The organism is Pedococcus badiiscoriae (assembly GCF_013408925.1).
Taxonomy (GTDB): domain Bacteria; phylum Actinomycetota; class Actinomycetes; order Actinomycetales; family Dermatophilaceae; genus Pedococcus; species Pedococcus badiiscoriae.
Genome location: NZ_JACCAB010000001.1, coordinates 3,143,612 through 3,164,705 on the forward strand (window position 1 = coordinate 3,143,612; position 21,094 = coordinate 3,164,705).

Genomic DNA, 21,094 nt, shown 5'->3' on the forward strand with positions numbered 1-21,094 from the left:
GATCTCCTGGCGCGCGCAGACCTGGTGGTGCTCGGGGCACTGGCCGACGCCTCCAACCTGGCCCTGCTCGTGCGGCTCGGGGACGAGGGTCCGCTCGCCATCTACAAGCCGGTCGCGGGGGAACGTCCGCTGTGGGACTTTCCCGACGGGTCCCTGGCGGCCCGGGAGGTGGCTGCCCACCTCATCAGCGCTGCGGGTGGGTGGGACGTGGTGCCCGAGACGGTCCTTCGTGACGGGCCGCGTGGCCCGGGGTCGGTGCAGCGCTGGGTCGGGGACCCGCAGACCCAGCCCGAGTACGTCGTCGACGTCGTGGCGCCTGACGCCGTCCCGGACGGTTGGCTGCCCGTGCTGCGCGGTGAGGACGAACGCGGGCGGCCGGTCGTGGTCGTCCACGAGGACAGTGCGCAGGTCAGGGGAGTCGCGGCCTTCGACGCCGTGATCAACAACTCCGACCGCAAGGGTTCGCACCTCGTCCGTGAGGGCCGGCTCCTGCGGGGGTTCGACCACGGGGTGAGCCTGCACCAGGACGACAAGCTGCGCACCGTGTTGTGGGGGTTCGCGGGTCAGCCGCTCCCCTCTTCGGACCTGTCGCGGATCGCCCTGGTACGAGAGGCATTGCGGGACGCGACCTCTGCCCTGCACAGCAGCCTTGCGACGCTGCTCACCCCGGCCGAGGTCACCGCGCTGGAGGCTCGCTGCGCCGCGTTGCTCGACCGGGCGGCCTACCCGCTGCCCTCGGGTGAGTGGCCGGCGATCCCGTGGCCGCCGCTGTGAGGGGCACCCGTAGGCTTCCGGTGTGATCTCCTGGCCCACCCCCTTCATCCCCGCGGTGCCCGGCACCGGCCACCCCGTGCAGGTGTTCGACTCGGCGACCGGGTCGGTCCGGGCGATCACCCCGGGCCCGACCGCCCGGATGTATGTCTGCGGGATCACGCCGTACGACGCCACGCACATGGGGCACGCCGCCACCTACGTCACCTTCGACATCCTGGGGCGCGCACTGCGTGACGCGGGGCACGACGTGGAGTACGTCCAGAACATCACGGACGTGGACGACCCGTTGCTCGAGCGGGCGACTCGCGACGGGATCGGGTGGGAGGACCTTGCCGCACAGGAGATCTCGCTCTTCCGGGAGGACATGACCGCGCTGGCGGTCATCCCCCCGGACCACTACGTCGGCGTCGTCGAGAGCATCGAGCCGGTCGGTGCTGCCGTGCGCGCACTGCTCGACCGAGGCGCGGCCTACCCGGTGGACACCCCCGAGGCCGACGGCGACGACCTCTACCTCGACATCTCCACGGACGCCGGCTTCGGCGCGGTGTCCAGCTGGACGCGCGAGCAGATGCTCGCGGTCTTCGCCGACCGGGGCGGGGACCCCGGCCGCGCGGGCAAGCGCGACGAGCTCGACCCGCTGTTGTGGCGAGCCGCTCGCGACGGGGAGCCGTCCTGGACGGTCGAGGGGCTGCCCGAAGGCCGGCCCGGCTGGCACATCGAGTGCACGGCGATCGCGCTGGACCACCTGGGCATGGCCTTCGACGTCCAGGGTGGCGGGACGGACCTGATCTTTCCGCACCACGAGATGAGTGCCACGCAGGCAGTCGTCCTGACCAAGGAGCGGCCGTTCGCGCGGACGTACGCACACCAGGCCATGGTCGGCCTGGACGGCGAGAAGATGAGCAAGTCCAAGGGCAACCTCGTCCTGGTCTCCAAGCTCCGCGCCGACGGCGTCGACCCGATGGCGATCCGTCTGGTGCTGCTCGCCCAGCACTACCGCACCGAGTGGTCCTGGACCGACGAGCTCCTCGAGCAGGCCCAGGCTCGGCTCGAGACGTGGCGGGCCGCGCTGTCCGTCAACAGCGCGCCCGACTCCACTGATGCCGTGGAGGCGATCCGCACCCGCGTGGCCGAGGACCTCGACACCCCCGGAGCCCTCGCGGCGGTGGACGCCTGGGCCAAGCACACACTCACCCGGGGCGGGTCGGACCGCGCAGCGCCCGGCGTGCTGGCCCGAGCTCTCGACGCCATTCTCGGCGTGCGGGTCTAGCCAGACACTCGGGGCATCGGGCGGTCCTAGCCCGGACCCTCCTGCCCCCGGCGTCGCAGGTAGCGCTCGAACTCGCGGGCGATGGCATCGCCACTCGCCTCGGGCAGGTCGGCGGTGTCCTGCGCCTCCTCGAGTGACTGGACGTACTCGGCCACCTCCTCGTCGGTGTCGGCGAGCTCGTTGATGCCGCGTTCCCACGCCTTGGCACCGTCGGCCAGGTCGCCGTGCGGGATGGTCGCGTCGAGCAGCTCCTCGAGTCGCGAGATCAGCGCGAGGGTGGCCTTGGGCGAGGGGGAGTGCCCTGCATAGTGCGGGACCGCGGCCCAGCACGACAGCGACTGCATGCCCGACTGGGTGGCGGCGTCCGCCAGCACCCCGACGATGCCCGTCGGCCCCTCGTAGCGGCTCGGCTCGAGGTCGAAGCGGTGGATCACGTCGTCGTCGTCCGAGGTGGCGGTCACGGGGATCGGCCTGGTGTGCGCCACGTCGGCCATGAGCGCACCCAGTGTGAACACGGTGCTCGCGCCCACCTCCTGGGCGAACTCCATGAGCTCGATGGTGAAGGCGCGCCAGCGGAAGGAGGGCTCGATGCCCTGGATCAGGATCACGTCCCGGTCCAGGCCGGCCGAGCGGGCGACGAGGATCCGGGTCGTGCGCCAGTGGATCCGACGGCGCCCGTCCTCGAGCACGACGCGCGGACGGTTGACCTGGAAGTCGTAGTACTCCTCCGGGTCGAGCGCGGCGATGGCATCGGCGTCCCAGACGTCGACGAGGTGGTCGACGGCTGCGGTCGCCGCCTCTCCCGCGTCGTTCCAGCCCTCGAAGGCGGCAATCACGACGGGGTTGTTGAGCTCGGGGACGTCTTCGAGTTCGATCACCACCGCTCCTTCCTGTGCTACCGGCACGTGGTCCTGTGCACGGTTCAGCCACAGCCTACGGTCCGTGGTGCGGAGCCTCCCGCACGGCTGCGTATAGTCGGGCGCGCCGCCATCCCCGCACCACGAAGGCCAGACGCAATGCCGCTTTCCGAGTCAGGTCCCCGCGAGGACGCCGAACCAGTCACGGGCACCCTCCCGGCGGCCGTCTTCTGGGACATGGACGGCACCCTGGTGGACACCGAGCCGTACTGGATCAACGCCGAGCACGCGATCGTCGAGGAGGCCGGCGGGGTCTGGAGCGACGAGTACGCCCACCAGCTCGTGGGCAACGACCTCATGGTCTCCGCCGAGTTCATCAGGGACAACAGCCCGGTCGCCCTGGAACCGCTGGAGATCATCGACGAGCTGCTCAGGCGCGTGATCGCGCAGGTCAGCGACCATGTGCCCTGGCGTCCCGGCGCTGTCGAGCTGCTCACCGCCCTGCGGGAGTCCGGGGTGCCGAACGCCCTCGTGACGATGTCGTGGCGTTCGCTGGCCGACGCCGTGGTCACCGCGCTGCCCGAGGAGACGTTTGCCGCAGTGGTCACCGGCGACGAGGTGGAGCACGGCAAGCCCCACCCTGAGCCCTACCTCGCCGCGGCCCGAGCGCTCGGGGTGACCGTCGGTGACTGCATCGCCATCGAGGACTCGCCCACCGGGGTGCGGTCCGCGGTCTCGGCGGGGGTGCCCACCCTCGCGGTGCCCCACGTCGTGCCCGTGCCGTCCATGGCCGGTGCCGTGCAGGTGCCCAGCCTGCGCGGGCTGGAGCCTCGCGACCTGCGAGCCCTCTTCGACGGCGCTACTCGTCGACCGGGGTCACCTGGCCCGAGACGGCTGGGTTGAGAGCGATCTGAGCGGCGTTCTCGGGCAGCGGCGGGGGAGTGCCACCCCACGCGGGGCAGAACTCCCGGTAGTCGCACCAGTCGCACAGCCGGGAGGTCTTGGGCCGCCAGTCACCAGTCGTGGCGGCGTGCTCGATGGCCGTCCACACGGCCTTGAGGTTGCGCTCGAGGCTGAGCAGGTCGTGCTCGTCCGGGGCGTACCGGACGACCTCCCCGTTGCCCAGGTACACGAGCTGGAGCAGCCGGGGGATCTCGCCGCGCAGCCGCCACAGCACCAGGGCGTAGAACTTCATCTGGAACAGGGCCTTGCCCTCGAAGAGCTCGCTCGGCGACCGGCCCGTCTTGTAGTCGACCACCCGCATGGCGCCGTCCGGGGCCACGTCGAGGCGGTCGACGTATCCCCGCAGCACCAGGCCGTCGACGTCCGTCTCGACGTAGAGCTCGCGCTCGGCGGGCTCGAGCCGGGTGGGGTCCTCGAGGGTGAACCACGTCTCGATCAGGGCCTGGGCATCACCGAACCAGCCCGCCTCGGTGAGCTTGTCGTCGGCGAGGATCATCTCCGCCAGCTCGGGCTCCTGCTCGACCAGGGCCTGCCACTGGGGGCCCAGCAGCGCCTGGGCGGCGGCGGGGGTGCGCTCCTCGGCCGGGAGGTCGAACAACCGCTCGAGGACGGCGTGCACGAGCGTGCCGCGCGCCGCGGCCGGGCTCGGCGGGGACGGGAGCTTGTCGATCGTCCGGAACCGGTAGAGCAGGGGGCACTGCTTGAAGTCCGACGCTCGGCTCGGTGACAGGGCTGGAACCATGGACCACACGGTATGCCGCGCCGCCGACAGTGCCGCCGAGGCGTGCCGTCAGTCCTCGGGAAGGTAGCCCAGGTTGGGGGAGAGCCACCGCTCGGCCTCCGCGAGGGTCCAGCCCTTGCGCTTGGCGTAGTCCTCGACCTGGTCACGCCCGAGGCGCCCCACCACGAAGTACTGCGACTGGGGGTGCGAGAAGTACCACCCGGACACCGAGGCCCCCGGCCACATGGCCATCGACTCGGTGAGCTCCATCCCGGTGTTCTCCTCGACCCGCAGCAGGTCCCAGAGCAGCGCCTTCTCGGTGTGGTCCGGGCAGGCCGGGTAGCCCGGAGCGGGCCGGATCCCCACGTACTTCTCGGCGATGAGATCGGTGTTCTTGAGGTGCTCGTCGGGTGCGTAGCCCCAGAAGTCGTGCCGCACGCGCTCGTGCATCCGCTCGGCGAAGGCCTCGGCGAGCCGGTCGGCCAGGGCCTCCAGCAGGATCGCGTTGTAGTCGTCCATCGCGGCCTTGAACTCGGCGACCTTGGCCTGCGACCCGAGTCCGGCCGTGACGGCGAACGCCCCGATGTGGTCGGACCTGCCGGTGTCCCGCGGCGCCACGAAGTCGGACATCGCGCGGTTGGGGATGCCCTCGCGGTGCTGTCCCTGCTGGCGCAGGGTGTGCAGCGTCGTGGCGACCGTCTCCCGGGACTCGTCGGTGTAGACCTCGATGTCGTCACCCACCGAGTTGGCCGGGAACAGGCCGATCACCCCACTGGCGGTCAGCCACTTCTGGTCGACGATCTGGTCGAGCATCCGCTGCGCGTCCTGGTAGAGCTTGGTCGCGGCCTCACCGGTCGAGGGGTTGTTGAGGATGTCGGGGAAGCGGCCCTTCATCTCCCAGGCGAGGAAGAACGGCTGCCAGTCGATGTAGTCGCGCAGCTCCGCGATGGAGTAGTCCGGGAAGGTGCGCACGAACTGGGTGACGGTGCGGCTGCGGGTGCCGGACTGCAGGCGCAGCAGCTCCTTCTCCTGCGCGGCGACGAGGTGCGGCATCGGCGGCCGGTAGCTGCTCCAGTCGATCGGGGTGGCCTGCGCCCGCGCCTGCTCGATCGACACCAGCGGCCGCTCGGTCGTCTTGGCCGCGTGGCGGGCTCGCAGCGAGTCGAAGTCGGCCTTGACCTCCGCCATCAGCTTGGGACGCAGCTCGTCGGACAACAGCTGGGCGACGACCGGCACCGAGCGCGAGGCGTCCTTCACCCAGACGACCGGCCCGTGGTACTTCTGGTCGACCTTGACGGCCGTGTGCGCGCGTGACGTGGTGGCCCCGCCGATGAGCAGCGGCAGGTCGAAGCCCTGCCGCTCCATCTCGGTGGCGAAGTTGACCATCTCGTCGAGGCTCGGGGTGATCAGCCCGGACAGCCCGATGACGTCGGCCTTCTCGGCCTTGGCCGCGTCGAGGATCTTCTGGGCCGGCACCATCACGCCGAGGTCGACGACGTCGTAGTTGTTGCACTGCAGCACCACCCCGACGATGTTCTTGCCGATGTCGTGGACGTCGCCCTTGACGGTGGCCATGACGACCTTGCCCTTGGCCCTGTTCTCGGCCACCTCGGCCTCGGTCTTCTCGGCCTCGATGAACGGGATGAGGTAGGCGACGGCCTTCTTCATGACCCGGGCCGACTTCACCACCTGGGGCAGGAACATCTTGCCCGCGCCGAACAGGTCGCCCACGACGTTCATGCCGTCCATGAGCGGTCCCTCGATGACCTCGATGGGGCGTCCGCCGCGCGCCGAGATCTCCAGCCGCAGCTCCTCGGTGTCGGTCTCGGCATACTCGTCGAGGCCTTTCACCAGGGCATAGGTGATGCGTTCGGCGACGGGCAGGGACCGCCACTCCTCGGCGATGGCCTCCTGCTTGGTGTCGCCGGTGTTGAACCTGTCGGCGATCTCCAGGAGGCGCTCGGTGGAGTCGGGGCGTCGGTTGAGGACCACGTCCTCGATCCGCTCGCGCAGCTCGGGGTCGACCTGGTCGTAGACGACGAGGGCTCCCGCGTTGACGATTCCCATGTCCATGCCCGCCTGGATGGCGTGGTAGAGGAACACGGCATGGATCGCCTCGCGCACGGCGTTGTTGCCGCGGAACGAGAAGGACACGTTGGAGACGCCACCGGAGACCAGCGCCCCGGGGAGGTTCTCCTTGATCCAGCGGGTGGCGTCGATGAAGTCCGTGCCGTAGGCCGCGTGCTCCTCGATGCCCGTCGCCACCGCGAAGATGTTGGGGTCGAAGATGATGTCCTCGGCCGGGAAGCCGACCTCCTGGGTGAGGATGTCGTAGGCCCGCTGGCAGATCTCCTTGCGGCGCTGGAGCGAGTCCGCCTGGCCGTCCTCGTCGAAGGCCATGACCACGATGGCCGCGCCGTACTTGCGGCAGAGGCGGGCATGGTGGATGAAGGGCTCGACCCCCTCCTTCATGGAGATCGAGTTGACGATCGACTTGCCCTGGACGCACTTGAGCCCCGCCTCGATGACGTCCCACTTGGAGGAGTCGATCATCAGCGGCACCCGCGAGATGTCGGGCTCCGTCGCGACCAGCTTGACGAAGCGGTCCATCGCGGCGACGCCGTCGATCATCCCCTCGTCCATGTTGATGTCGATGACCTGGGCGCCCGACTCCACCTGCTGTCGCGCGACGTTGAGGGCCGTGCCGTAGTCCTCGGCCTGGATGAGCTTGCGGAACCGCGCCGAGCCGGTGATGTTGGTGCGCTCACCCACGTTGACGAAGAGCGACTCGTCGACGACGGTCAGCGGCTCGAGGCCGGACAGCCGCAGGGCCGCAGGGACCTCGGCGGGCACTCGCGGGGACTGGTCGCTGGCCGCCTTGGCGATGGCCGCGATGTGGTCGGGCGTGGTGCCGCAGCAGCCACCGAGCAGGTTGACCAGTCCGGCCTGCGCGAACTCCCCGACGACCGCGGCCATGTCCTCGGCGGTCTCGTCGTACTCGCCGAAGGCGTTGGGAAGCCCGGCGTTGGGGTAGCACGAGACGAAGGTGTCGGCGACACGCGCCAGCTCCGCGGCATACGGACGCATCTCCGCGGCGCCGAGGGCGCAGTTGAGCCCCACCGCCAGCGGGCGGGCGTGCCGGACCGAGTTCCAGAAGGCCTCGGTGACCTGCCCCGAGAGGGTGCGGCCGGAGGCGTCGGTGATCGTGCCGGAGATGATGACCGGCCACCGGCGGTCGTGCTCCTCGAACAGCGTCTCGAGGGCGAAGATCGCCGCCTTGGCGTTGAGCGTGTCGAAGATCGTCTCGACGATCAGCACGTCCGACCCGCCGTCGACGAGGCCACGGGCCTGCTCGAGGTAGGCCTCGACCAGCTCGTCGAAGGTGACGTTGCGCTTGCCGGGGTCGTTCACGTCGGGGGAGATGGACGCGGTGCGGTTCGTCGGGCCGAGCGCACCGAGGACCCAGCGCGGCCGGTCGGGCGTCTTGGCCGTCGCCTCGTCGCAGGCCCCGCGCGCGAGCCGCGCGGCCTCGAGGTTCATCTCGTAGGCCAGGTCCTCCATGCCGTAGTCGGCCAGGGAGATGCGCTGGGCGTTGAAGGTGTTGGTCTCGATGAGGTCCGCGCCCGCTTCGAGGTATGCCGTGTGGATGCCACGGATGATGTCCGGCTGGGTCAGGCTCAGCAGGTCGTTGTTGCCCTTGAGGTCGCTGTCCCAGTCGGCGAATCGCTCGCCGCGGTAGTCGGCCTCTCCCAGCTCCTCGCGCTGGATCATCGTCCCCATGGCCCCGTCCATGACGAGGATGCGCTCGGTGAGCGCGGTCGTCAGCTGGTCGGTCGCGTCAGGTCGCAGGGTGGAGGAGTCGGACACCGCACAAGTATGGCCCAGCGCGGGAGGCGGCGTCGGAGAGGTCCCGTAGGGTCAGCCCATGACGACCCGGGCTCCCGCGATGGAACCAGAGGAGTCCGGTCACGGGGTGCGGATCGCCAGGATCGGCGGGGTGCCCGTCTACCTCGCCCCCAGCTGGTTCGTGATCGCCGTCGTGATCGTCGCGATCGTGGCCTGGCCCGTCCTGCAGACCCGACCGTTGTTCGGTCTGGCCGTGGGGCTGACCCAGGCGCTGCTGCTGTTGGTGTCGGTGCTCGTGCACGAGGGTGCGCACGCCCTGGCAGCCCGCGCGTATGGCATGCACGTGCTGCGGATCGTGGCGAACGTGTGGGGTGGGCACACCTCCTTCCAGGCGCCGCGAGGCACGCCGGGGCCGATGGCGGCGGTTGCGGCGGCCGGACCCCTGGCGAACGCCGCCCTGGCCCTGGTGTCCTTCGCTGCCCTGCAGGCCACCTCGGGTGAGGTGTCCGGCCGCGTCTTCACCGGACTGCTCATCATCAACGGCTCCCTGGCGGTGCTCAACATCCTGCCCGGCATGCCCCTGGACGGCGGCCAGGTCCTGGAGTCCCTGGTCTGGAAGCTCACCGGTGACCGCAACAAGGGCTCGGTCGCGGCGGGCTGGACCGGCCGCGGCGTGGCCGTGCTCGTGGTCCTCTGGTTCATCGGCAGGCCGTTGCTGCGCGGGGAGGGTGTGGGCCTGGGACCGGACAGCATCTGGGCCCTGGTGATCGGCTCGATCCTGTGGACCGGCGCCAGCGAGTCCATCCGGCGCGGCCAGGCCCTGGCCTCTCTCGGCGGGGTCACGGTCGCCGACATCATGGAGCCCGCCGTGTTCCTCCCACCGGACACCCCGGTCGGCGCCGCCATCTCCCATCCCGATGCGGTGGTCACCACCGACGAGCGGGGCGTTCCCTGCCTCGTGTTGCTCTCGGCCACCGGGCAGACCCCCGTCGACATCGACCCCTCAGCGCCGTTGAGCTCGGCGGTCACCCGCGTCCCCGACGAGAACGTGGTGGAGACCCGCCCCGAGGCCGGCATCGAGCGGGTGCTCGGGGCCATCCAGGCCACCGGCGTCCCGGCCGTCGTCCTCACCAGCGGTGGACAGCCGTACGGGGTGGCCCACGCCCGCCTGGTCAACGCGGCGCTGTCCCGCAACTAGACTTCGCGCCCATGAGCACAGCCCCCGAGCCGACCAGCCCCGCACCGGCCTCGCCGGTCGGCGCCGCGCTGCGCCGCGGCCCCTTCAGCGAAGGGGAGCGGGTCCAGCTGACGGACCCGAAGGGGCGGCTGCACACGATCACCCTCGAGGCCGGACGCGAGTTCCACACGCACCGCGGGCGGCTGGCCCACGACGACCTCATCGGCGCCCCCGACGGGTCGGTCGTGCGCAACACGGCGGGCGTCGAGTACCTCGCGCTGCGACCCATGCTGTCCGACTACGTGATGTCCATGCCGCGCGGCGCTGCCGTCGTCTACCCCAAGGACGCCGGCCAGATCGTGACGATGGCCGACATCTTCCCGGGGGCGCGGGTCGTGGAGGCCGGAGTCGGCTCCGGCGCCCTGTCGATGTCGCTGCTGCGGGCCGTCGGCGAGCTCGGACACGTGCACTCGTTCGAGCGGCGAGCGGACTTCGCCGACATCGCCAAGGGCAACGCCCGGGCCTTCTTCGGGGTCGACCACCCGGCGTGGCAGGTCACCGTCGGAGACCTCGTGGAGATGCTTCCGACGGTCGAGGAGCCAGGGTCCGTCGACCGCGTGGTCCTCGACATGCTCGCCCCGTGGGAGTGCCTCGAGGTCGTCGCCCAGGCCCTCGCGCCCGGCGGGGTGCTCATCTGCTACGTCGCGACCGCCACCCAGCTGTCGCGGGTCGCCGAGGCGCTGCGCGACCATGGCGGGTACACCGAGCCGGAGGCGTGGGAGTCGCTGGTGCGCGGCTGGCACCTCGAGGGGCTCGCCGTGCGACCGCAGCACCGGATGCACGGCCACACCGGGTTCCTCATCACCAGCCGCCGGCTGGCCCCCGGCGTCACGCCACCGCTGCGCAAGCGCCGTCCGGCGAAGGGCTCCACGGACGAGGAGGGGGCGATCGAGAGCGGCCTCGCGTTCGGAGCCGAGAGCGACTTCACCGCGGAGGACGTGGGCGAGCGCATCCCATCAGACAAGAAGATCCGGCGCCTTCGCCGTTCTGTGACTCAAACCTCCCCGACACCCGAGTAGTTCAGGGTTAGGTTTGGGTCATCGGCCGCGTCAGGCGCAGGCAGGGCACGGTCGGTACCGCTCGCCACTGCCTTGTCCTGAGGGAGCCGCCATGACCGATCACAGCACCCCCGCAGACCACTCCGAGGAGCGCCGCCAGGCGGAGCTGCTCGCCGAGGAGGTCGCCGCCCTGCGCCAGCGCCTCTCCGACGCCCCCGTGCGGTCCCGCGAGCTCGAGACCAAGGTCCTGCAGCTGCAGTCCAACCTCGCCACGGTGTCATCCCAGAACGAGCGTCTCGTGCGCACGCTCAAGGAGGCCCGGGAGCAGATCGTCACGCTGAAGTCCGAGGTGGACCGGCTGGCCCAGCCGCCCGCGGCATACGGGGTGATCCTCGAGTCCTATGACGACGCCACGGTGGACATCCTCACCGGCGGTCGCAAGATGCACGTCGCGGTGAGCCCGGCGGTCGACCCGGCCGAGCTGTCCAGCGGTCGCGAGGTCCGGCTCAACGAGGCGATGAACGTGGTCGCCACCTGCGGCTACGAACGCATCGGCGAGGTCGTCATGATCAAGGAGCTGCTCGGTGAGGGCCGGGTGCTCGTGGTGGCGCACGCCGACGAGGAGCGGGTCTGCCGGATGGCCGACTCCCTCGAGGGCGAGCCGATCCGGGTCGGCGACGCCCTGATGCTCGAGCCGCGCTCGGGCTTCGTGTACGAGCGGATCCCCAAGGCCGAGGTCTCCGAGCTGGTCCTCGAAGAGGTCCCGGACATCGCCTACGAGGACATCGGCGGGCTGGCCGGCCAGATCGAGGCGATCCGCGACGCGGTGGAGCTGCCCTACCTGCACCCCGACCTGTTCACCGAGCACAAGCTCAAGCCGCCGAAGGGGGTGCTCCTCTACGGCCCTCCCGGGTGCGGCAAGACGCTGATCGCCAAGGCGGTCGCCGCGTCGCTGGCCAGGAAGGTCGCGGAGAAGGAGGGCAAGCCGGTCGGGAAGTCGTTCTTCCTCAACATCAAGGGCCCCGAGCTGCTCAACAAGTACGTGGGGGAGACCGAGCGCCACATCCGGCTCATCTTCCAGCGGGCCCGCGAGAAGGCCTCCGACGGCACCCCGGTGGTCGTGTTCTTCGACGAGATGGACAGCCTGTTCCGCACCCGCGGCTCCGGTGTCTCCTCCGACGTCGAGACGACGATCGTGCCGCAGCTGCTGTCCGAGATCGACGGGGTCGAGCGGCTGGAGAACGTCATCGTCATCGGGGCGTCCAACCGCGAGGACATGATCGACCCGGCCATCCTGCGCCCGGGCCGCCTCGACGTGAAGATCAAGATCGAGCGCCCGGACGCGGAGAGCGCCCGCGACATCTTCAGCAAGTACCTCATCGCGGACCTGCCGCTGCACGAGCACGACCTGGCCGAGCACGGCGGCTCTCCGCAGGCGACGGTCGACGCGATGATCACCGCGACGGTCGAGCGGATGTACTCCGAGATCGAGGAGAACCGCTTCCTCGAGGTGACCTACGCCAACGGCGACAAGGAGGTCCTCTACTTCAAGGACTTCAACTCCGGCGCGATGATCCAGAACATCGTCGACCGTGCCAAGAAGATGGCGATCAAGGACTTCCTCACCGTCGGGGCCAAGGGCATCCGGGTCGACCACCTGCTGGCCAGCTGTGTCGACGAGTTCAAGGAGAACGAGGACCTGCCCAACACGACCAACCCCGACGACTGGGCGCGGATCTCCGGCAAGAAGGGGGAGCGGATCGTCTACATCCGCACTCTCGTCACCGGCAAGAGCGGCACCGAGCCGGGTCGCTCCATCGACAACGTGGCCAACACGGGCCAGTACCTCTAAGAGCCTGTTCCGCTAACTTACTCTTGGTAACATGTGGTCATGGACCACCTGCTCCGCGAGCCCACGTTGCTGGCCGTCCCGTTCTTCGTCCTGTTCATCGCGCTCGAGCTGGTCGCCCTCAAGGTCCTCGACGACGGCGAGCAGACACCGCGCGCCGGGTACGCCCGCCGCGACTCGACGGCGAGCCTGTCGATGGGGCTGGGGTCGGTCGTGGTCAACGTCGGGGCCCGCGCGCTGGCGCTGCTCGGCTACACCGGCCTGTATGCGCTGACCCCCTTGCGACTCGACCCGCACCACTGGTGGACCTGGGTCGTCGCCCTGCTCCTGGTGGACCTGCTCTGGTACTCCTACCACCGCAGCAGCCACCGGGTCAGGGTGCTCTGGGCGATGCACCAGGCGCACCACAGCAGCATCCACTTCAACTACACGACCGCCCTGCGGCAGAAGTGGAACCCGTGGGGCGAGCTGCTGTTCTGGGTGCCCCTCCCGCTGCTCGGGCTGCCCCCGTGGATGATCTTCTTCGTCTTCTCGCTGAACCTGGTCTACCAGTTCTGGGTGCACACCGAGACGGTCCCCAAGCTGTGGCGACCGGTCGAGCTCGTCTTCAACACGCCCTCGCACCACCGTGTGCACCACGCGAGCGACGCCGACTACCTCGACCGCAACTACGGCGGCATCCTCATCGTCTGGGACCGGCTGTTCGGGACCTTCCGCGAGGAGCAGCAGCGCCCGACCTACGGGCTGACCCACCCGGTGACGACCTTCAACCCGTTCCGGCTCCAGTACGGCGAGCTCGCCCTCATGTTCCGCGAGGTGCGCGGGGCGAGCCGCTGGCGTGACCGGCTGGGCTACCTGTTCGCGCCGCCGGGATGGTCGCCCCGGTCCTGAGTCCCCGCTCGGTCCTGAGTCCCCGCCATGCGCGGAACGCCGCCAGGGCCCTCGCCTCCGCCCACGTCCACAGCGTGCAGTAGGCGATCCCGACGACGAGGCAGCAGGCCATCGCCAGCACGGGGCTGGTGGCCCTGATGGGCGGGTAGACCAGGAAGTGGGTCAGGTAGATGAACAGTGAGGCCCTCGCGACCTGCGAGGCGGCTCGGCCCACGAAGGCCGGGACCCGGGCGGTGGGGAACCAGACCAGGACGAGGATCCCGGCGATGACCGTGGCCTCGCGGCCGGGCATGGTCGGCCAGAAGCCGGGCACCGTGATCACCGGGATCGCGGACACGAGCAACCGCTGCCGGGTCGTGCCGGCGCGGGCTGCGGCCCAGCCCGTCGCGAACAGCCAGATGAGCACGTAGGCGTTGGCGCCCCGGTAGGGCCCGGCGTCGGGGACGACCACGGCATACCTCGTGAGCAGGCCGAGGCCCACGAGCGTGACGGGGAAGGCGAAGGGCCACCGCCGCTCCCAGCGGTCCACGGCCGGGATCGCCATCAGCAGGGCGGTCCCGAGCAGCAGCGACGTCACCGCCTCGATGAACCAGTAGTGCCAGTGGTACGACCACCGCGCCCAGTCCCCCAGCACCTGGTTGAGCATCAGCACGTTGCGCCAGTCGTAGGGACCGACCAGGACGGCCAGCGCGCCGATCCAGGCCACGCTCGGGAGCACGACCCGGGCGAGGCCGCGCAGGATCCCGCGGACCCGTTCGCCGCGGGGGCGGGCGGTCAGCTGGAAGCGGGCGACGTTGTAGCCGACCAGGGCCAGCAGGGTGTGTGCACCGCCGGGGACGACCGACAGCTGGGTGTGGTTGGCCAGGATGAGCAGGATGGCGATGGCGCGCACCAGGACCGTGCTGTCGACGGTGTGCAGCCGGCGTCGACCCGGAGCTTCGGTGGCGTTGACCAGGTCCTTGGGCGCCAGCAGGTGCCAGCCGTGGGGGAGCGTGTGCAGGAGGGCCTCGAGCCGCACCGACACCTCGACATAGGACAGCGAGTCCCCACCGAGGTCGACGAAGCTCGTCGTGTCGTCGGCTGTCGGCGCCGACAGCAGCGAGCGGTAGAGCGCCACGACGGCCTCGGTCCGGTCGCCCGCCGCCGATGCCGCGGTCGTGTCGTCCGCTCGACGGGCCGTCCTCCGGTGCGCGCCGATCAGCTCGGCCATGCCCCGGTAGTCGGGTTTGCCGGTGGGCAGCCGCGGCGCTTCCGGCCCGTCCAGCACGACCACCCCCGACGCCGGTATGCCGTGCCGCCGGGTCACCGTCTCGGTCACCTCGTCGCCCCGGCCGGGCGACCCGACGAGGACGCCGAGCGCGTCGCCGAGGTCGACGCAGTGGGTGTCGAGGCCGACGGAGGCGAGGTCGCGCTCGACCTGGTCCAGGTCGATGCGCAGCCCCACGACCTTGGCGAACCGGCTCAGGCGCCCGACGATCTCCACGAGGCCGTCGGGTCCCAGGCGGGCGAGGTCCCCGGTGCGCAGCTCGTCCACCTCCCGCCCTCGCGACAGGTCGAGCAGCGACTCGGCATAGCCCAGCATGACGTTGGGCCCGGAGTAGACGAGCTCGCCCAGCCCGCAGTCGAGCTCGCTCAGCGGGTCGAGCCGGAACGATCCGCCGGGCACGGGCAGCCCGACCGTCTCGGGGCGGGCCTCCAGCAGGTCGGGGGGCAGCACCGCCATCCGGGCGGTCGCCTCGGTCTGCCCGTACATGACGAACAGGTCCCAGCCGCCCTCCCGTCCGAGCGCGGCATACCGCTGGACCGTCTCGGGGGCGAGCCGTCCGCCGGCCTGCGTGACCATCCGCAGCGAGGGGTGGACGCGGTCCGCGAACCCACTGCGGTCCAGCAGGTCGAAGCTGTGCGGGACCCCCGCCAACGTCGTGGCCCCGACCTCGTCGAACAGGCTCCAGAAGCAGGGGTCGACGACCGAGAGGTCGGTCAGCACGACGGCGGCTCCGGCAGCCAGGTGGCTGTGCACGACGGACAGGCCGTAGCAGTAGTGCAGGGGGAGGCTGGTGACGGCGCGGTCGCTCGGGCGCACGCCCAGCGCCTCGCTGATCGCGGCCGCGTTGCTGTCGAGGTTCTCGTGCGAGAGCCGGACCAGCTTGGGGGAGCCGGTCGACCCGCTCGTGGTGAGGAGCAGGGCCAGGTCGGCGTGCATGTCGTGCGCCGCGGCTGGGCGACGAGCGGCCACCTGCCACCCGGCGTCGCCCCGGCCCGCGACGACATCGGGGTCGTAGGCCTCGATCAGCCGGTCGAGGTGCTGCAGGCGGTCGCCGGGAGCCAGCAGTGGGACATGGCCCGCGTGCAGCGCGCCCAGGTAGGTGACCAGGGCGTCGACCGAGTTCTCCGCGGCGATGAGGACCAGCCGCCGTCCGCCACGGGAGCCCAACCGGGCCCCGGCCGCGGCGACGAGGGCGGCCAGGGCGGCATACGTCAGGGTCGTGTCGCGGGAGAGCACCACAGCGGTCGCGTCGCCCCGGTCGGCCAGCGTGGCCACGAAGTCCACGCGGTGGCGCTGGGGGGAGGTGAGCAGACCGGCGGACACGCGGGGATCGTATTAGGTAAGCCTTACCAAACTCAAGTGCGGCTCGTCGGTCAGCGTCGCGCGGCTGTCCGGTCCGCCCAGCGGCCCAGGCCCTGCACGGTGAACCGGAACACCTCCACGGCGCAGCGCCAGCCCACGAGGAACAACCCCAGGGCCACGAGGGTGACCACGCCGAAGGTCCAGGCGAAGCCTCCGCCGGTGGCCACCCGCAGCACCAGGCCCAGGACAGCCGTGACCAGCCAGACCGTGCTGGACCCGGGCATCCGGACCGGCCACCCCGAACGACGCCGGGCGAGCGCCCACCCGACGACCAGCGCGACGACGAACGGCCACGCGACGCCCAGCACGCCGGCGACGGTGACGCCCTCCACGTGGCTGATCCGTCCGACGGTGGCGAAGAGGAGGACGAACGCCAGGTCGACGACGAACGCAGCTCCGACAGCCAGCTCAGACCTCACGCATTGACCCGGTCGAACAGGGAGGCCTGGGGCGGCGCGTGGGTCGGGTCGACACCGTCGAAGAGGCTGCTGACCGACTCGCCGGCGTGGATGCGCTTGATCGCCTCGGCGAACAGCTGCGCCACCGAGCGGACCCGCAGCTCGGGCCAGCGACCGGGCGCGGGCACCGTGTCGGTGGTGATGACCTCACCGATCATCGGGTGGTCCCGCAGGCGTTCGACGGCTTTGCCGGCGAAGAGACCGTGGGTGCAGGCGACGTCGGCCCGCGGGCAGCCCAGGTCGGCGAGCCGGTCCAGCAGCTCGAGGATCGAGCCGCCGGTGGCGATCTCGTCGTCGAGGATGATCGCGCGCTTGCCCGTCACGTCACCGACGATCGAGTCGATGATGACCCTGTCGTCCGCGAGGCGCTGCTTCGAGCCGGCCGCCACGGGCAGCCCGAGCAGCCGCGCGAACTGGGTGGCCGTCTTGGCGTTGCCGAGGTCGGGGGAGACCACCACGGAGTTCTCCAGGTCGGCTCCGCGGAAGTGGTCGGCCAGCACGCCGATGGCGGTCAGGTGATCCACCGGGACCGAGAAGAACCCGTGCACCTGGGGCGCGTGCAGGGTCATCGTGAGCACCCGGTCGACCCCGGCCGCGACCAGCATGTCGGCCACCAGGCGACCTCCGAGGGAGATCCGGGACGCGTCCTTCTTGTCGGAGCGGGCGTAGGCGTAGTGCGGGATGACCGCGGTGATCTGGGCGGCTGATGCTCCCCGGGCGGCGTCGACCATCAGCAGCAGCTCCATCAGGTGCTCCTGGGTGGGAGGCACGAGCGGCTGCACGATGTAGACGTCGCGCTGACGGCAGTTCGCGAGCAGCTGGGCCTGGAGGCAGTCGTTGCTGAACCGCTTGATCTCGGCCGGTGACAGGTCCACCCCGAGGGCGTCGCAGATGCGCTCGGCCAAGCCGCGGTGGGCGCTACCGCTGAAGACCACGATGTCGCGCAATCGCACTCCTGGGGGATGGGTGTCCGGCAATCAGGTCTGCACCGAGCGTAACCCGCCTGCCCCCGCCGTGGCGCGGCCAGTCGGCATCCGGATGCGCGTGCGGACGGCTGCGGACACGGTCTGACGCCTCTCACCTAGGGTGAGTCCATGAGCGTGAGCCACGCATGACGGTCCGCAGGGTGATGGGGATCGAGACCGAGTACGGCATCTCGGTGCCCGGCGACCCGGCCGCCAACCCGATGATCCTGTCGGGGCAGGTGGTCAACGCGTACGCCTCGGCCCAGGGGATCAGGGCCGCGCACGCCTCGTGGGACTACGCGGACGAGGCCCCGCTGCGTGACGCGCGGGGGTTCGAGATGGGACGCGGGGTCGCCGACCCGAGCCAGCTCACCGACGAGGAGGACCCGACCCTCGCCAACGTGGTGCTGACCAACGGGGCCCGGCTCTACGTCGACCACGCGCACCCGGAGTACTCCTCACCCGAGGTGACCTCGCCCCGGGCCGCGGTGGCCTTCGACCGGGCCGGTGAGGCGATCATGGCCGAGTCGGTGCGCCGCCTCTCCCAGGTGCCGCCCGGGGTGAACCTCTACAAGAACAACACCGACGGCAAGGGCCAGTCCTACGGGACCCACGAGAACTACCTCATGCGCCGCGAGACGCCGTTCACCGACATCGTCCGCCACCTCGTGCCGTTCTTCGTGGCCCGGCAGGTCATCACCGGGTCCGGCAGGGTGGGCATCGGCCAGGACTCCCGCACGGCGGGCTACCAGCTCAGCCAGCGCAGTGACTTCTTCGAGGTCGAGGTGGGGTTGGAGACGACCCTCAAGCGCCCGATCATCAACACCCGGGACGAGCCGCACGCCGTGGCGGACCTCTACCGGCGCCTGCACGTCATCATCGGGGACGCCAACCACTGCGACGTCGCCAACCTGCTCAAGCTCGGCACGACCTCGCTGGTCCTCGCGATGATCGAGGACCGTGCCATCGACGTCGACCTCACGGTGGCCCGGCCCGTCGCGACCCTGCAGGCGGTCAGCCACGACCCGACGTGCACCGCGCTGGTCGAGCTGCGCGACGGCACGAAGCTCACGGCCGTCCAGCTCCTCTGGCGCTACCACGGGCTCGCGGAGCGCTACCTGCGGGCGCGGTATGCCGGTGAGCTCGACGACGACACGGCTGAGGTCATGCGCTGGTGGGCGACCATCCTGGACCGGCTCGAGCGAGACCCGCGCGAGGCCTCACGGGAGCTGGACTGGGTGGCCAAGCAGCAGGTGCTGCAGGGCTACATCGACCGGGACGGGCTCGACTGGTCCGACCCGCGGCTGCGGGCCATCGACATCCAGTGGTCCGACGTGCGTCCCGACAAGGGCATCTTCCACAAGCTCCGGGCAGCCGGCCGGTTCGAGCAGCTGGTGACCGAGGAGGCCGTCCTCGAGGCCGTGCACGAGCCGCCGGCCGATACCAGGGCGTACTTCAGAGGGAAGTGCCTGGCGAAGTACCCCGACCAGATCGCCGCCGCGTCCTGGGACTCGGTCATCTTCGACATCCCCGGCCAGACGTCGCTGCAGCGGGTCCCGATGCTGGAACCGTTGCGGGGGACCAAGGCCACCGTCGGTCCGCTCCTCGACCGCAGTCCGGACGCGGCCACCCTCTTGCGTGAGTTGGCCTCCGCATCGGGATAGGTTCGGACTAGGTTCATGTTCAGCGGTTCGTTCGACGGCTCGCCCACGAGCTCCGAGAATCACGAGTGAGAGGTCATGCCAATGCCCAGCCAAGAGCAGAGCCGACCACAGCGACGCGACGACGCTCCCGACGAGGCCCCGGAGCCCACGCCCGCGGCGCCGGAGGCCAGTGCCCGCAAGGAGAACCTCGACTCCGACATCGACAGCGTGCTCGACGAGATCGACGGCGTGCTGGAGTCCAACGCGGAGGAGTTCGTCCGGGGCTTCGTCCAGAAGGGTGGCCAGTGACCACTGGCGCCGACGCTGGCAGGCTCCCCGCGGCATACCTGTCGGCGGGGTCGTCCTCGTTCACCGAGTTCGTCGGCGCCCACGCGCCCCAGCTGCTGCCGTCGCGTCGCGTGCTGCCCCCGGGCAGCACCCTCGAGGCCCCGCACGGCACCACCATCGTGACCGCGACGTTCGACGGCGGGGTGGTGATGGCCGGTGACCGCCGGGCGACGATGGGCAACATCATCGCCAACCGCGACATGGAGAAGGTCTTCGCCGGCGACGAGTACTCCGCGGTGGGGATCGCCGGCACCGCCGGGATCGCGATCGAGCTGGTGAAGCTGTTCCAGGTCGAGCTCGAGCACTACGAGAAGATCGAGGGCACCCTGCTCTCCCTCGAGGGCAAGGCCAACCGGCTCGCCTCGATGATCCGGTCCAACCTCGGCATGGCCATGCAGGGCCTGTCGGTCGTCCCGCTGTTCGCGGGCTACGACCTCGACCGCCAGCTCGGCCGGATCTTCTCCTACGACGTCACCGGGGGCTGCTACGAGGAGCACGACCACCACAGCGTCGGGTCGGGCTCGCTGTTCGCCCGGGGGGCGCTCAAGAAGGTCTGGCGACCGGGGCTGTCCGCCGAGGAGGTCGTGAGCGTGGTCGTCGAGGCCCTCTACGACGCCGCCGACGACGACTCCGCCACCGGTGGACCCGACGTGGGCAGGCGGATCTGGCCCACCGTCGCGGTCGTGGGACCCGAGGGGGTGCGGTTCGTCGGGGACGACGACCTGCGCGCCGTCGTCGAAGCCGTCATCGCCGCCCGCCAGGGCAACCCGGGAGGTGCCCGATGAGCAGCATGCCGTTCTACGTCTCGCCCGAGCAGCTCATGAAGGACCGGGCCGACTATGCCCGCAAGGGAATTGCCCGGGGCCGGTCCGTCGTCGTGCTCGGCTACGACAAGGGCATCGCCTTCGTCGCCGAGAACCCGTCGAGAGCCCTGCACAAGGTGTCCGAGATCTACGACCGCATCGCCTTCGCGGCCGTCGGCAAGTACAACGAGTTCGAGAACCTGCGCGTCGCCGGCGTCCGGTATGCCGATCTGCGGGGCTACTCCTACGACCGCACCGACGTGACGGCTCGCGGTCTGGCCAACGCCTACGCGCAGACCCTGGGGACCGTGTTCACCCAGGAGTCCAAGCCGTACGAGGTGGAGATCGTCGTCGCCCAGGTGGGCGCCACCGCGCAGGACGACCAGATCTACCGGCTGACCTACGACGGTTCGGTCGCGGACGAGCAGGGCTTCGTCGCCATGGGTGGCGCGGCCGAGCCGATCGAGTCCGCGCTCAAGGACCGCTGGACCCCCGGACTGTCGCTCGCGGACGCACTCAGCCTGGCCGTCGAGCTGCTCGGCCAGGACCCCGGCGGCGCGCCGGGTGCCCCCGCGCGGACGCTCACCGCGGCTCAGCTCGAGGTGGCGGTGCTCGACCGCGAACGTCCCCGTCGCACGTTCCGCCGCATCGGCGGGGGACTGCTCGAGGCCCTGCTCAGCACCGAGGACCCCACCAGCGATGCCCCTGCCGAGGACGACCCGACGCCGGGGCGCCACGACACGCTGACGGGTGAGGGCTCACCGCGCGACGAGTCGAGCAACCCGCAGACCCAGCGTCTTCAGGAGTAACACAGCGCCCTCAGGAGTGACGCAGCGCCCGCC

17 protein-coding genes are annotated in these 21,094 nt (G+C 70.6%); 11 read left to right on the forward strand and 6 right to left on the reverse strand.

Annotated elements, in window-relative coordinates:
* Positions 1–6 precede the first annotated feature (6 nt).
* Together BJ986_RS14840 and mshC are read left to right on the forward strand one after the other, a co-directional pair.
* The gene (locus tag BJ986_RS14840; protein ID WP_272955514.1) at positions 7–774 is read left to right on the forward strand and encodes an SCO1664 family protein; all 768 of its coding nucleotides are present in this window, start codon (positions 7–9) and stop codon (positions 772–774) included.
* Between the two features lie 22 nt (positions 775–796).
* Positions 797–2,044 (forward strand): cysteine--1-D-myo-inosityl 2-amino-2-deoxy-alpha-D-glucopyranoside ligase, encoded by a 1,248-nt coding sequence (gene mshC / locus BJ986_RS14845; protein WP_179422928.1) that lies wholly within the window; start codon positions 797–799, stop codon positions 2,042–2,044.
* 26 nt (positions 2,045–2,070) lie between these two features.
* Here mshC and BJ986_RS14850 read toward each other — a convergent pair whose 3' ends face one another.
* On the reverse strand, positions 2,071–2,922 hold the full coding sequence (locus BJ986_RS14850) for a PAC2 family protein (protein WP_179422930.1): 852 nt from the start codon (positions 2,920–2,922) through the stop codon (positions 2,071–2,073).
* A gap of 138 nt (positions 2,923–3,060) precedes the next feature.
* Here BJ986_RS14850 and BJ986_RS14855 point away from each other — a divergent pair, with 138 nt between their 5' ends.
* On the forward strand, positions 3,061–3,804 hold the full coding sequence (locus BJ986_RS14855; protein ID WP_179422932.1) for an HAD family hydrolase: 744 nt from the start codon (positions 3,061–3,063) through the stop codon (positions 3,802–3,804).
* Here BJ986_RS14855 and BJ986_RS14860 read toward each other — a convergent pair.
* Both BJ986_RS14860 and metH read right to left on the reverse strand, forming a co-directional pair.
* On the reverse strand, positions 3,761–4,606 hold the full coding sequence (locus BJ986_RS14860) for a RecB family exonuclease (protein WP_179422934.1): 846 nt from the start codon (positions 4,604–4,606) through the stop codon (positions 3,761–3,763). The genes BJ986_RS14855 and BJ986_RS14860 overlap by 44 nt on opposite strands.
* A gap of 48 nt (positions 4,607–4,654) precedes the next feature.
* On the reverse strand, positions 4,655–8,452 hold the full coding sequence (gene metH / locus BJ986_RS14865) for a methionine synthase (RefSeq protein WP_179422936.1): 3,798 nt from the start codon (positions 8,450–8,452) through the stop codon (positions 4,655–4,657).
* A 58-nt stretch (positions 8,453–8,510) separates the two neighbouring features.
* Between metH and BJ986_RS14870 the strand changes: the two genes are divergently transcribed.
* The 4 genes from BJ986_RS14870 (at position 8,511) to BJ986_RS14885 (ending at position 13,406) form a co-directional block, all read left to right on the forward strand.
* Positions 8,511–9,629: a site-2 protease family protein gene (locus BJ986_RS14870; protein ID WP_179422938.1), complete on the forward strand. Its 1,119-nt coding sequence runs from the start codon at positions 8,511–8,513 to the stop codon at positions 9,627–9,629.
* Positions 9,630–9,640: 11 nt separating this feature from the next.
* The gene (locus BJ986_RS14875) at positions 9,641–10,687 is read left to right on the forward strand and encodes a tRNA (adenine-N1)-methyltransferase (protein ID WP_179422940.1); all 1,047 of its coding nucleotides are present in this window, start codon (positions 9,641–9,643) and stop codon (positions 10,685–10,687) included.
* Between the two features lie 91 nt (positions 10,688–10,778).
* Positions 10,779–12,518 carry a proteasome ATPase gene (gene arc, locus BJ986_RS14880; RefSeq protein WP_179422942.1) on the forward strand — a complete coding sequence of 580 codons (1,740 nt, stop codon included), beginning with the start codon at positions 10,779–10,781 and terminating at the stop codon, positions 12,516–12,518.
* 39 nt (positions 12,519–12,557) lie between these two features.
* Positions 12,558–13,406, forward strand: coding sequence for a sterol desaturase family protein (locus BJ986_RS14885; RefSeq protein ID WP_179422944.1), 849 nt, complete (start codon positions 12,558–12,560; stop codon positions 13,404–13,406).
* Here BJ986_RS14885 and BJ986_RS14890 read toward each other — a convergent pair.
* Genes BJ986_RS14890 through BJ986_RS14900 form a run of 3 tightly spaced genes read right to left on the reverse strand, consistent with a single transcriptional unit; the run spans position 13,318 to position 17,440 of the window.
* Positions 13,318–15,996 (reverse strand): AMP-binding protein, encoded by a 2,679-nt coding sequence (locus BJ986_RS14890; RefSeq protein ID WP_179422946.1) that lies wholly within the window; start codon positions 15,994–15,996, stop codon positions 13,318–13,320. The genes BJ986_RS14885 and BJ986_RS14890 overlap by 89 nt on opposite strands.
* Before the next feature lie 50 nt (positions 15,997–16,046).
* Positions 16,047–16,454, reverse strand: a complete 408-nt coding sequence (locus BJ986_RS14895; RefSeq protein ID WP_179422948.1) for a DUF3054 family protein — start codon at positions 16,452–16,454, stop codon at positions 16,047–16,049.
* Positions 16,451–17,440 (reverse strand): ribose-phosphate diphosphokinase, encoded by a 990-nt coding sequence (locus BJ986_RS14900; RefSeq protein WP_179422950.1) that lies wholly within the window; start codon positions 17,438–17,440, stop codon positions 16,451–16,453. The genes BJ986_RS14895 and BJ986_RS14900 overlap by 4 nt, the downstream gene beginning before the upstream one ends.
* 164 nt (positions 17,441–17,604) lie before the next feature.
* On the opposite strand from BJ986_RS14900, the gene dop reads away from it, so the two are divergent.
* The 4 genes from dop to prcA all read left to right on the forward strand — a co-directional run bounded on the left by dop (position 17,605) and on the right by prcA (position 21,061).
* Positions 17,605–19,122, forward strand: a complete 1,518-nt coding sequence (gene dop, locus BJ986_RS14905; RefSeq protein WP_179422952.1) for a depupylase/deamidase Dop — start codon at positions 17,605–17,607, stop codon at positions 19,120–19,122.
* A gap of 81 nt (positions 19,123–19,203) precedes the next feature.
* Complete coding sequence (locus tag BJ986_RS14910) at positions 19,204–19,410, forward strand: ubiquitin-like protein Pup (protein WP_179422954.1); 207 nt, start codon at positions 19,204–19,206, stop codon at positions 19,408–19,410.
* A complete protein-coding gene (gene prcB / locus BJ986_RS14915) occupies positions 19,407–20,234 on the forward strand; it encodes a proteasome subunit beta (RefSeq protein WP_179422956.1) in 828 nt (275 codons plus the stop codon). Before BJ986_RS14910 ends, prcB begins: the two co-directional genes overlap by 4 nt.
* Positions 20,231–21,061, forward strand: coding sequence for a proteasome subunit alpha (prcA, locus tag BJ986_RS14920; protein WP_179422958.1), 831 nt, complete (start codon positions 20,231–20,233; stop codon positions 21,059–21,061). The genes prcB and prcA overlap by 4 nt, the downstream gene beginning before the upstream one ends.
* Positions 21,062–21,094 lie beyond the last annotated feature (33 nt).